This window comes from Methylobacterium dankookense (genome assembly GCF_902141855.1).
GTDB classification, from domain to species: Bacteria; Pseudomonadota; Alphaproteobacteria; order Rhizobiales; family Beijerinckiaceae; genus Methylobacterium; species Methylobacterium dankookense.
The window spans coordinates 38,620-50,263 of the sequence record NZ_CABFVH010000010.1 but is presented as its reverse complement, the minus strand read 5'-3'; the positions used below and the strand labels follow the sequence as shown (position 1 = coordinate 50,263).

The window sequence follows — 11,644 nt, the reverse complement described above, 5'->3', positions numbered from 1 at the left end:
CGTCAGTGTCGGATCCAGGCCTCGGGGAGGAGGCCTGGATGCACAGGCCTGGGAGGGGAGGGAGGCCTCAGCTCACCGCGCGCAGGTGCGGCACCCGGGCCACGGGGCTCTGCCGCTCGGCCGCCATCTCGCGGATGAAGGCGGCGATGCGCGGGGCGATGACGGAGCGGTAGCGCGAGCCGTTGAACACGCCGTAATGGCCGACGCCGTCCTGCAGGTGGTAGGCCTTGCGCGCGTCGGGGAGGTTCGGCGTGAGGTCGAGGGCCGCCAGCGTCTGGCCGACGCCCGAGATGTCGTCCTTCTCGCCCTCGACCGCGAGGATCGCGCAGGTGCGGATGGCGGCGAGGTCGACCGGCTCGCCCCGGTGCCTCATCGTGCCCCGCGGCAGGGCGTGTTCCACGAACACCGTCTCGACGGTCTGGAGGTAGAACTCCGCCGTGAGGTCCATCACCGCGAGGTACTCGTCGTAGAACTCGCGGTGCTTCTCGGCCGAATCGCCGTCGCCCTTCACGAGGTGATCGAACATGTCGGCATGGGCGGTGACGTGCCGGTCGAGGTTCATCGCCATGAAGCCGGAGAGCTGCAGGAAGCCCGGATAGACGCGCCGCCACGCGCCGGGGAAGGTCGGCGGCACGTAGGCGATGGTGTTGCGCTCGAACCAGGCCTGGCCGCGCTCCTGGGCAAGGCAGTTCACGGCGGTGGGCGAGCGGCGGGTGTCGATCGGGCCGCCCATCAGGGTCATCGAGACGGGCACGGTGTGCGCCGCCCGCGCCTCCATCACCGCGACCGCGGCGATCACCGGCACGGCCGGCTGGCACACGGCCATCACGTGCAGGTCCGGGCCGAGGTCGCGGAAGATCTCCTGCAGGTAGTCGATATAGGTGTCGAGGTCGAAGCGCCCGGCGGTGACCGGCACCATACGGGCATCCGCCCAGTCGGTGATGAAGACCTGATGGTTCGGTAGCATCGCCTCCACGGTGCCGCGCAGCAGCGTGGCGTAGTGGCCCGACATCGGCGCGACGATGAGGAGCTTCGGCTGCGGCTCGGCCGGCGGGCGCAGGAAGCCGCGGTCGAAGGTGACGACCCGGCAGAAGGGCCGCTCCCAGACCACCCGCTCGGTGACCGGCACGGAGACGCCGTCCACCACCGTGCTGTCGAGGCCGAAATGCGGCTTGCCGTAGCGGCGGGTGACCCGCTCGAACATCTCGCAGCCCGCCGCGATCGAGCGGGCATAGGGCGAGTAGGCCATCGGGTTGGCCGGGTTCTGCACCGCGTAGCGGGTGACGTCGGCCGCGATCCGGGCCGGCGCCATCAGCGCCCGCGCTCCCTCGTACCAGAAATAAGCCAGGTCCATCGTCGTTCCCCCCGAAGCCCGCCCGGTCGATGCGCAGGCATGTCCGGGCAGGGTGCGTGGTCAGCGTTGCGCGAAGATTGCAGCCCGGGAGGGCCGCGTGTCGCCGGCATCGATCAAATGTCATGATCGCGCGCGACGGGAATCAAGGCCCCGCGTCACCCCGCGCTGACGGCACGGGAGGTCGTGGAGCGGCGACACCCCGGGGATCTGGGAAGACCTCGGGGCCTGTTGCCGCAACTTCGGGGCGCCACCTCCGTTCCCTCGCGGGAGGAGCGGCCCGGCGCCGCGCCCGCCCCGACGCCCGACGAGAGACGATGCCCGACAGCGATCCCTCCCGCCTGCTCCGCGACGCGCGCCACCTGCGCCTCGACACCTTCGTGCGCCTGCGCTGGCTCGCCATCGCCGGGCAGAGCGCGGCGGTGATCGGCGCGCAGTTCGGCCTCGGTCTGTCGCTGCCCTTCGGCTGGTGCTTCCTGGCGATCGCGGCCTCGTCCTGGCTGAACCTCGCCCTGCGTATCCGCTTCCCGGCGAGCTACCGGCTGAGCGACGATTCGGCCGCCTTGCTCCTCGCCTTCGACATCGTGCAGCTCGCGGCGCTGCTCTTTCTCACCGGGGGCTTGCAGAACCCGTTCTCGCTGCTCTTCCTCGCCCCGGTCCTGATCTCGGCGACCGCGCTGCCGCCGGAGCGGACGCTCGCCCTCGGGCTGCTCGCGGTGGGGCTCGCGACGCTGCTCGCCCTGGTGCACCGGCCGCTGCCCTGGTTCGCGGACGGGCGGATCGAGCTGCCCTTCCTCTACGTCTCGGGGGTGTGGACGGCGATCCTGCTCGGCACGGCCTTCACCGGGGTCTATGCCTGGCGGGTCTCGGAGGAGACGCGCCAGCTCGCCCAGGCGCTCGCGGCCACCGAGCTGGTGCTCGCCCGCGAACAGCACCTGTCGCAGCTCGACGGGCTGGCCGCGGCCGCCGCGCACGAGCTCGGCACGCCGCTCGGCACCATCATGGTGGTCTCGAAGGAGCTGATCCGCCAGCTCGGGCCGACCGCGACGCCCGCGGTGCGCGACGACCTCGACCTCCTGCGCGAGCAGGTCGACCGCTGCCGCGGCATCCTCGGCAAGCTCACCTCGCTGGGTTCCGAGGGCGAGGGGGAGGGCGGCGGCTTCCTCGAGACGGTGAGCCTCAGCCACCTCGTGGAGGAGCTCGCCGCCCCCCAGCGCGCCATGGGCGTCGCCCTCGACCTGTCGAGCGCGGGGGAGGGGCCCGAGCCGGTCTGGCGCCGGAACCCGGGGGTGATGTACGGCCTCGCCAACATCCTCGACAACGCCCTCGACTTCGCCGAGGCGAAGGTCTGCCTGGAGGCGCGCTGGACCGCGGAGCGGGTGTCGCTGGAGATCCGCGACGACGGGCCGGGGTTTCCCGCCGAGGTGCTGCTGCGCGTGGGCGAGCCCTACGTCACCACCCGCGGCCGCAACCGCGGCGGCGAGGGCGTCGGCGGCGGCCTCGGCCTCGGCCTGTTCATCGCCAAGACCCTGATCGAGCGCTCGGGCGCGCAGATCGCCCTCTCGAACGTGGTACGGGCCGGGACGCACGGTGCGGTGGTGCGCATCTCCTGGGCGCGCCACGTCTTCGAGCGCGGGGCGGCTCCGCGGCACGCGCCTGAAATTCCGCGCGCGGCGCCTCTCCCGACAGGTGATGCCGCACCTATATAAGACCCTATCAGTACAGAGGAATCGAAAGGACGCGTCTCATGCTGACGCAGACCGGAACCCCGGCGCCGATCTCCGATGCCACGGCCGCTGGCACCGACCCGCTGGCCGCCTTCTCCGACCGCAGCCTCCTCATCGTCGACGACGACAAGCCCTTCTCGACGCGGCTCGCCCGCGCCATGGAGAGCCGCGGCTATCAAGTGCAGGTTGCCGACAGCGTGGCCGAGGGCCTCTCCGCCGTGGAGACCCGCGCCCCCGCCTTCGCGGTGATCGACATGCGCCTCGGCGACGGCAACGGCCTCGACGTGATCGCTCGCCTGAAGGAGCAGCGTCCCGAGGCGCGCGGCGTCATCCTCACCGGCTACGGCAACATCGCGACTGCGGTGAACGCGGTGAAGCTCGGCGCCTTCGACTATCTCGCCAAGCCCGCCGATGCCGACGAGATCCACGGCACGCTGATGGCCCAGCCCGGCGAGCGCGCCGACCCGCCCGAGAACCCGATGTCCGCCGACCGGGTGCGCTGGGAGCACATCCAGCGCGTCTACGAGCTCTGCGGCCGGAACGTCAGCGAGACCGCGCGGCGCCTCAACATGCACCGCCGCACCCTGCAGCGGATCCTGGCCAAGCGCGCCCCGCGCTGAAGCCTCCCGCCCGGCCCGGCTCCCCGGGCCGGGCTGACGGCTTGCGCGCGCACGGCCAATCACGCTAGTGCCCGCACGAGACACCCCGGGGCCGCAAGAGACTTGGAAGAGACTTGGATCCGTGAACATCCGAAACCTGATCACGATCGTCAGCATGATGGTGCTAGTCGGGACCGAGGTCTTCGCCGTGGCGATCGCCTCGGGCTGGGCGCTCGCCGGCCTGCTCGACCTCGGCGACCGCGTCGGCCACATCCTCATGGGCCTGTTCAGCCTCGTGGCGGCCTGGGTCATGGTCCAGCTCTGGCGCCGCGCCACGAGCATCGAGCCGATCCGGTCTCCTGCTCGCGCCTCGCGCTAGGGCTCGGAAGGGCAGCCCCGCGCCGCGATGGGTTGATCGCGGGGCGGCGATAAATCTAAGTAGATTGCGACGGCACGTCATTCCGGATTCTGGTCCAGTCTCCGACACGCGAAGAGCATCCCGATCATGAAAGCCCGCATCATCGTCACCCTGAAGACAGGTGTTCTGGATCCTCAGGGGAAGGCGATCGAGGCCGCTCTGAAGTCGTTCGGAATCGACAGCGTCGAGGGCGTTCGCCAGGGCAAGGTCTTCGACCTCGACGTGAACGCCAGCGACCGGGCGAGCGCGGAGGCTACCCTCAAGGCGGCCTGCGAGAAGCTCCTGGCGAACACGGTGGTGGAAAACTACGCGATCGAGATCGCCTGATGCGCGCGGCGATCGTCGTCTTCCCCGGCTCGAACCGCGATGCCGACGTGGCCCGCGCGCTCCGGCTCGCGGGGGCTGAGGTGGTCAGCGTCTGGCACGCGGACTCGGAGCTGCCCGCCGGCACCGACCTTGCCGTGTTGCCCGGCGGCTTCTCCTACGGCGATTACCTGCGCTGCGGCGCCATCGCCGGCCGCGCCCCGGCCATGGATGCGGTCCGCGCCCACGCCGCCCGCGGCGGCCTCGTGCTCGGCATCTGCAACGGCTTCCAGATCCTGTGCGAATCGGGGCTGCTGCCCGGTGTCCTGATGCGCAACGTCAACCGCCGCTTCATCTGCCACCGCCAGACCCTGCGGGTCGAGCGCAACGACACCCGCTTCACCAGCGCCTACGCGCGCGGCCAGGTGATCGACGTCTGCGTCGCCCATGGCGAGGGCAACTACTTCGCCGATCCCGAGACGCTCGCCCGCATCGAGGGCGAGGGCCGCGTGGCCTTCCGCTACTGCGACCCGACCGGCGCGCTGACCATCGACGCCAATCGCAACGGCTCGATCAACGCCATCGCCGGCATCTATTCCGAGACCCGCAACGTGCTCGGCCTGATGCCGCATCCCGAGAACTTCGTCGAAGGCCTCGTCGGCGGCATGGACGGGCGCGGCCTGTTCGAGAGCCTGGCGGCCTGAGAGGCGGATCCTCGGGCCGACAGCCGCTCATCCCCATTCTCGACGTCTCCATCCTGAGGCGCCGCGCTGGCGGCCTCGGGATGAGGTCGTCGTTTGGGAAGAGCGAAGACTCGCGCCCGAGTTGCATGTTAACGCTGCGTTAACGTTTCCGATTTATCAAGAGAGTCAGTCCAGATGGTCTGGATGTCGAGTGGGATTTCTGTCCACTCTGTTTGATGCCTCCCTGATGACTCTTTCAAGCCGCTCTTCGGAGCGGCTTTTTTCTTGGGCTCGGTCGATCGACAACCCCGCTCGTTCCTTCGCACACCTCCGAATGAGGTCGAGGATAGACCGGCGAAGCTCTGCCGATGCTCAGTCGGAGCAGGTCACGATCTGGACCGGATAACGGCCGGCATTCCGATCTTCCGAGACGAAGGTCGCACTTTCCGCGATCGCCTGGGCGATGAGCAGGTGGTCGAAGGGATCGCGGTGATCGCCGTGCCGTGGCAGGTCGACGAGCTTCGCCAGATGCGCGGGCGCGATGTCCAGCAGGGTGAAGCCCTGCCGATCGAGGGCATTCAGGATCTCGGCGATCTCGGCGCCCAGCTTGCCGATGCGGACCTTGACGACGATCTCCCAGAGCGATGCCACGCCGACCAAGATGTCGTTGTCGGGATCGGCGATAAGGTCTCTTGCCCGGTGCCCGAGCTTGGCATCGTCGGCCATCCACCAGAGCAGTGCGTGCGTGTCGAGGAGGAGCCTCACTCCGGCTCGCCTTCCATTGCCGCGAGAATGTCGGGCGGGAGCACATCGAAGTCGGAAGCCAGGCGGATTCTTCCGCGCAGGGTGCCCGGCACGCGGCGGGGGCGAGTCGCCACCGAGGGCGGGTGGATCTCGGCCACGACCTCGCCGCGCGAAGTGATGACGAACGAGTTGCCCCGCTGGGCTTCACGCAGAACGGCGGTGATGTTCGTTCGGAACTCACGCACGCCGAGCTTGCGGGCCTCGGGCTTCCGATCCGGGAAAGGGTCGGTCACACGTCACCTTCATGTGTACATCGATAGTGCGCACATGTGGTCATCGATTGCCGCCATCCGCAAGCCGTCCGTCGCTCCGGTCGCTGGAGCGTACCTCCGGGCCAGCGGATGAAAGGCAGATTGCAGAAGTCGGAACCGAAAAACCCCTCCCGCCGGTGGCGGGAGGAGCTCTGCCTTGGTCGATCCGGAAAGTCGGTCTCAGTACAGGCCGCCGGCCTGGGCGGCGCGGTCGGCGTCCGCCGGCACCGCGGCGGGGGCGCCGGGGCCATCGGGGCGGGCCACGTAGGCGTCCGGCGGGGCGGTGCCGGGCTTGAAGGCCTCGAGGATGGTGCCGCCGCCCTCGCCGGAGCCGGCGCGCATGCCCGAGGACGCGCTGACGCGGATCAGCTTGATCCCCGGCGGCACGCGGAAGGGCGTCGGCGGCTTGTCCTTGAGGGCGCTCTTCAGGAAGTCGAGGGCGATCGGGGCCGCGAGGCCGCCGCCGGTCGCCCGGTCGCCGAGCGAGCGCGGCTTGTCGAAGCCGATATAGATGCCCACCGCCAGATCCGGCGAGAAGCCCACGAACCACGCGTCCTTGGCGTCGTTCGTCGTGCCGGTCTTGCCGGCGAGCGGCTTGCCGATCTGCTTCAGGATCGTCGCGGTGCCGCGCTGGACCACGCCCTCCATGATCGAGACCATCTGGTAGGCGGTCAGCGGGTCGAGCACCTGCTCGGAATCGTCCACCAGCTTCGGCTCATCCTGGCCCGACCACTTCTCGGCGTCGCAGCCGACGCATTTGCGGGTGTCGTGCCGGTAGATCGTCTCGCCGATGCGGTCCTGGATGCGGTCGATCAGGGTGGGCCGGATGCGACGGCCGCCATTGGCGAGCATCGAGTAGGCGGTGACCATGCGCATCACCGTGGTCTCGCCCGCGCCGAGCGACATCGGCAGAACCGGCAGCATGTCGTCGTAGACGCCGAAGCGGCGGGCATACTCGGCGATGAGCGGCATGCCGACGTCCTTGGCGAGACGCACGGTCATCAGGTTCTTCGAGTGCTCAATGCCGTAGCGCAGGGTGTGCGGGCCGCCGGCCTTGCCGTCATAGTTCGAGGGCGTCCAGGCCTCCTGGCCGGGGCCGGCCTCGATGGTGATCGGCGAATCCTGCACGATCGAGGAGGGCGTGTAGCCGTTGTCGAGGGCCGCCGAGTAGACGATCGGCTTGAACGAGGAGCCCGGCTGGCGCATCGCCTGCGTGGCCCGGTTGAACTCCGACTCGTCGTAGGAGAAGCCGCCGACCATGGCGTGCACGCGGCCGGTATAGGGGTCCATGGCGACGATGGCGCCGGAGACCTCGGGCTTCTGGCGCAGGCGGTACTGGCCGCGCCCGCCATCCATCGCCTCGACATAGACCATGTCGCCGGCGGTGAGGCCGGCCCGGCCGGCCCAGCGCATGCCCTCCGGCGGGATCACGCCGGTCTCGCGGTCCTTGGAGACCTGGCCGGAGGCCTCGCGGCGGGGCTGGAGGCCGATCTGCAGGCCGCCCGCGCCGGTGCCGAGCACCACGGCGAGCCGCCAGGGCGCCACGTCGCCGAGCGCAGCGACCTCGGCTGCCGCCATGCCCCAGTCGCGGCCGGCGAGATCCACCTTCGCCACGGGGCCGCGCCAGCCATGCGCCTGGTCGTAGCGCACGAGGCCGTCGATCAGCGCCCGGCGCGCCCAGGCCTGCATCTTCGGATCGAGGGTGGCGCGCACCGAGAGGCCCCCCTCGTAGAGCTTCTTCTCGCCGTAGCGCTCGGAGATCTCGCGGCGGACCTCCTCGGTGAAGTAGTTGGCGTTGGCCGCGTTCGGGAAGGCGACGCGCGGGTTGACCCCGAGCGGCTGCTTCTTGGCGGTCTCCTCCTCCTCGCGCGTGATGTAGCCGTTCTCGCGCATCAGGCGGATGATCTCGTTGCGCCGGTCGAGCGCGGCCTGTGTCTTGCGGTAGGGGTGGTAGTTGTTCGGTCCCTTCGGCAGCGCCGCGAGATAGGCCGCCTCGTTGACGGTCAGCTCGTGAACGGACTTGCCGAAATAATCGAGCGCGGCCGCCGCGACACCGTGCAGGTTGCGGCCCGGCACGATGGTGCCGAGGAAGATCTCGTTGAGGTAGAGCTCGAGGATCTTGTCCTTCGAGTAGGCCGACTCGATCCGGAGCGCGATCAGCGCCTCCTTGATCTTGCGGTCGTAGGTCTGTTCGGAGGAGAGCAGGAAGTTCTTGGCCACCTGCTGGGTGATGGTGGAGGCGCCCTGCTTCTTGCCGCTCTTGGCGTTGGTGAGCACCGCGCGCACGATGCCCTCGGGATCGATGCCGCCGTGCTTGTAGAAGTTCTTGTCCTCCGCCGAGAGGAAGGCCGCGACCACGATCTTCGGCATGGCCTGGATCGGCAGATAGAGCCGGCGCTCGCGCGCGTATTCGGCCAGCAGCGAGCCGTCCGCGGCGTGGACGCGGGTCATCACCGGCGGCTCGTAATTGGCGAGCGCCGCGTGGTCCGGCAGGTCCTGGCTGTACTTCCAGTAGAAGAACGCGCCCACGGCCGCGGCGACCACGAACAGCACCGCGCCGATGCTGAACAGGAAGCCGAAGAAGCGAAGGATCAAGCGCATCCGGTATTCCGCCTGTCGGTGGCTCGGCCGCGCACGGCCCTGTCTCGGCTGGGACGGCGGACGCGTTCCGGAAGGCTTTTAGAGAACCTTGCGGGCGACCGCCATGAGGCCCCGGCCGCTCGCATCCTGACGGCGGCGCGACGGGGCAATCTCGATGCCCCGTATCCACACTGGATCTATGGTGAAACTGGGGCGATTGCCGCCGCGCGCCGCGCCGTGGCGACGGGGCGCCCGAGGGTGGCGCGGTTGGCGAAGAACAGCTCGATCGCCTTCGCCATCGAGCCGGTGACGCCGGCGCGCCACTCGGGCGATTGCAGCATCTCCAGGTCGCGCTTGCTCGACAGATAGCCGAGCTCCACCAGCACGCTCGGCACGTCGGGCGAGCGCAGCACCCGGAAGCCCGCCTCACGGTGCGGCTTCGTGCTCATCTCCATCACCGGGTTGAGCTGGCCCATCAGGGTGCGGGCGAAGCCGGAGGAGAAGCCGCGGGTCTCACGCAGCGTCAGCTCCTGCAGGATGTCGGTGATCTCCGGCGGGCCCTCGCCCGCATCGGCGCCGGCGGCGGCGTCGGCCTTGTTCTCGCGCTCGGCGAGCTTGGCCGATTCGGCGTCGGTCGCCTTTTCGGAGCCCGTATAGATCGTGGCCCCGCGCACCTGCGGTGCCGAAGAGATCGAATCGGCGTGGATCGAGACGAACAGGTCGGCCTTCGCCTCCCGGGCGAGGCGCACCCGCTCGGCCAGCGGCACGAACACGTCGCGGTCGCGGGTCATGCGCACGCGGTAGCGGCCGCTCTCCTCGAGCTTCGTCACGAGGGATTGGGCGAAGCCGAAGACGATGTCCTTCTCCAACACGCCGCCCACCGCGATGGCGCCGGGATCGGTGCCGCCATGGCCCGCATCGATCATCACCAGGGGCCGCTGGTCGGCCGCCTCACGCACCACCGCCTTCGGCGCGGGCGCCGGGTCGCTCGCGGCAGCGGCCTTGCGGAAGGCCTCGCGCTCGACCTTCTGGAACGGGATGGTGAGGAGCACGGCGCCGTCGCGGGGGCGCGTCACCGTCTCGATGGCGCCGACGCTGGCGGGGCCGGCGAGGTCCACCACGATGCGTGAGCGGCCGGGCGCGAACAGGCCGTAGCGGAAGGACTGAACCAGGCCCTCGCGGCGGCGCCCCGCCTCGGGGCCGAGCTGGAAATTGACCTCGGGCAGGTCGATCACCGCCCGGTCGGGCCGCTCCATCACGAAGGCGCGCGCCTCGACGGGCTTCGAGAGGGTGATGGTGAGCTTGGTGCCGGCGGCGCCACCCGCAAGCTCGGCCGCGATCGCGACGACCCGCTCGCTGTCCTGCGCGGCGACCGGGCGCGGACCGGTGAGTGCCGGGACGAGGAGGGCGGCGAGGAGGAGAGTGCGGATCAGGCGCGCGCGGCTCGGCATCGTTCTGTGCTGTCTCCCGGGCCCTCGTTAGGGCATAGGGGCGGCAGGGTTAACCGATGGTTGCCGGGATGCGCGCGATGCGTCCAGGCCTGTGGCGTGCCGACGACAGCCGCAAACGGCGACGCGCCGCCGGCCCCTTGGACCGGCGGCGCGTCGAAATTATGGTCGGGGACCCGCTGTGGCGGGTCGTTCAGTGGGCCGAGACCGGGCGGCTGGCGCGACGGGCGACGGCGATCCAGCAGGTCAGGGAGGCGTCGGCGGCGCGCTGCATCTCCGTGACGTTCAGGCGGATCATGTCGGCCGGCGTGCGGACCTCGCCGAGGGCGCGCATGTGCGACAGGGCCGCGGCGCTCTCGGTCTGCACGTAGTTCAGCAGGATCGTGCCGATTCCCTCGACGTCGAGATAGGTCGGCTTGAAGCTGAAGCTATAGGCGAAGCCCTGCGCCTTGGCCGCCTCGGGCGCTTCAGGCGCGGCGGCGGCGGGGATCTCGGTGGCGAGTGCTGCGAGCGCGGGGGCGGCGGCCGCGATGGTGACGGGCTCCTCGGCGGGGGCCTCGGTCACCGGCTCGGCGGGCTCCTCGGACGCGGCGTGCACCGGCTCCTCGGCCTCGTCCTCGGCGATCTCTTCCGGTGCCTCGGCGGGGGCGGCCTCCTGGGCAGCGACCTCCTGGGCAGCGGCCTCGACGGCGGCCGGCTCAGGCGCCTCGACCGCGTTCTCGGGCTCCGATTCGGCGGGCACGGCGGCCTCAGTGGGCGCCTCGGCCTCGATCTCAGCCGTCTCGGCCGGGGCGGCTTCGAGCGTCTCGGGGGCGGCCGCCTCGGTCACCGCCTCGTCCGTCTCGATGGAATCCAGCGCCTCGGTCTCGGGGGCGCCGCCGCCGGCGATCGGAGCGGGCGCGGCCGGGCTGCGCCGCACGGGCGGCCTCCGACGCGGACCCTGTGGCGTGCGCTGCTTACCCATCGCTCGTATCCCTCGAAGAATCCTCCGGCCGGAACGCGATCATGTGGACCAGCCGTCGCCGTCGGAGCCTCGACCCTGCGGGTCGGCCTGATCCGGGAGCCCCGCTCGGGACTCCCGGCCTGTCGGCCCCTGAGGGCCTCGACGCTTCAGTGCGCCGCGTTCTGGGCGAGGCCGCCGAACTCCTTGGCCTGGGCCTGGAGCGTGGCGATCTGGCTGCGCACGAACTCGGTCTGCAGCTCGTAGGCCTCGCGGAAGTCCTTGGCGCGAACCAGCTTCTGGGCGTGGTCGAAGGCGGCGGAGGCGTTGGTCTGAGCGTGGTCGAAGCCCTTGGCCACGGCGGCCTGGAAGGTCGACTGGAAGGTCTTGCTGTTCGTCTGGAACTGATCGACGGCCTTGTGGGCGTTGGTGATCGCCGCGCCGAAAGCGTTGCGCGCCTGGTCGACGCTCTTCTCGGCGAAGTCGCGCAGCTCGGTCGGAATCTCGTAGTTCGGGGTCGACATGTTTCTCTCCGCTCGA

The 11,644-nt window shown here is 70.2% G+C and carries 12 protein-coding genes; 5 read left to right on the top strand and 7 right to left on the bottom strand.

The genetic code is table 11. The features are described from left to right. Positions 1–67: 67 nt before the first annotated feature. The gene (locus tag MTDSW087_RS10515) at positions 68–1,354 is read right to left on the bottom strand and encodes a polyhydroxyalkanoate depolymerase (RefSeq protein ID WP_144763533.1); all 1,287 of its coding nucleotides are present in this window, start codon (positions 1,352–1,354) and stop codon (positions 68–70) included. 314 nt (positions 1,355–1,668) lie between these two features. On the opposite strand from MTDSW087_RS10515, the gene MTDSW087_RS10510 reads away from it, so the two are divergent. From MTDSW087_RS10510 to purQ, 5 genes are all read left to right on the top strand, one after another. After that, the gene (locus MTDSW087_RS10510) at positions 1,669–3,060 is read left to right on the top strand and encodes an ActS/PrrB/RegB family redox-sensitive histidine kinase (RefSeq protein WP_144763531.1); all 1,392 of its coding nucleotides are present in this window, start codon (positions 1,669–1,671) and stop codon (positions 3,058–3,060) included. Positions 3,061–3,098: 38 nt separating this feature from the next. Then, on the top strand, positions 3,099–3,698 hold the full coding sequence (locus tag MTDSW087_RS10505) for an ActR/PrrA/RegA family redox response regulator transcription factor (protein WP_144763529.1): 600 nt from the start codon (positions 3,099–3,101) through the stop codon (positions 3,696–3,698). A gap of 127 nt (positions 3,699–3,825) precedes the next feature. After that, on the top strand, positions 3,826–4,056 hold the full coding sequence (locus MTDSW087_RS10500) for a hypothetical protein (protein WP_186383803.1): 231 nt from the start codon (positions 3,826–3,828) through the stop codon (positions 4,054–4,056). Between the two features lie 126 nt (positions 4,057–4,182). Then, a complete protein-coding gene (purS, locus tag MTDSW087_RS10495) occupies positions 4,183–4,422 on the top strand; it encodes a phosphoribosylformylglycinamidine synthase subunit PurS (protein ID WP_144763525.1) in 240 nt (79 codons plus the stop codon). Beyond that, positions 4,422–5,102, top strand: a complete 681-nt coding sequence (gene purQ / locus MTDSW087_RS10490; protein WP_144763523.1) for a phosphoribosylformylglycinamidine synthase subunit PurQ — start codon at positions 4,422–4,424, stop codon at positions 5,100–5,102. Before purS ends, purQ begins: the two co-directional genes overlap by 1 nt. A gap of 351 nt (positions 5,103–5,453) precedes the next feature. Here purQ and MTDSW087_RS10485 read toward each other — a convergent pair whose 3' ends face one another. From MTDSW087_RS10485 to MTDSW087_RS10460, 6 genes are all read right to left on the bottom strand, one after another. Continuing rightward, a complete protein-coding gene (locus MTDSW087_RS10485) occupies positions 5,454–5,846 on the bottom strand; it encodes a type II toxin-antitoxin system VapC family toxin (protein WP_144763521.1) in 393 nt (130 codons plus the stop codon). After that, a complete protein-coding gene (locus tag MTDSW087_RS10480) occupies positions 5,843–6,118 on the bottom strand; it encodes a type II toxin-antitoxin system Phd/YefM family antitoxin (RefSeq protein WP_144763519.1) in 276 nt (91 codons plus the stop codon). The genes MTDSW087_RS10485 and MTDSW087_RS10480 overlap by 4 nt, the downstream gene beginning before the upstream one ends. Before the next feature lie 198 nt (positions 6,119–6,316). Continuing rightward, positions 6,317–8,737: a penicillin-binding protein 1A gene (locus MTDSW087_RS10475; RefSeq protein ID WP_144763517.1), complete on the bottom strand. Its 2,421-nt coding sequence runs from the start codon at positions 8,735–8,737 to the stop codon at positions 6,317–6,319. Positions 8,738–8,913: 176 nt separating this feature from the next. Beyond that, complete coding sequence (locus MTDSW087_RS10470; RefSeq protein ID WP_144763515.1) at positions 8,914–10,167, bottom strand: N-acetylmuramoyl-L-alanine amidase; 1,254 nt, start codon at positions 10,165–10,167, stop codon at positions 8,914–8,916. A 190-nt stretch (positions 10,168–10,357) separates the two neighbouring features. After that, positions 10,358–11,083, bottom strand: coding sequence for a hypothetical protein (locus MTDSW087_RS10465; protein ID WP_144763513.1), 726 nt, complete (start codon positions 11,081–11,083; stop codon positions 10,358–10,360). Between the two features lie 191 nt (positions 11,084–11,274). Further along, positions 11,275–11,628 (bottom strand): phasin, encoded by a 354-nt coding sequence (locus MTDSW087_RS10460; protein ID WP_144763512.1) that lies wholly within the window; start codon positions 11,626–11,628, stop codon positions 11,275–11,277. Between the last annotated feature and the right edge of the window lie 16 nt (positions 11,629–11,644).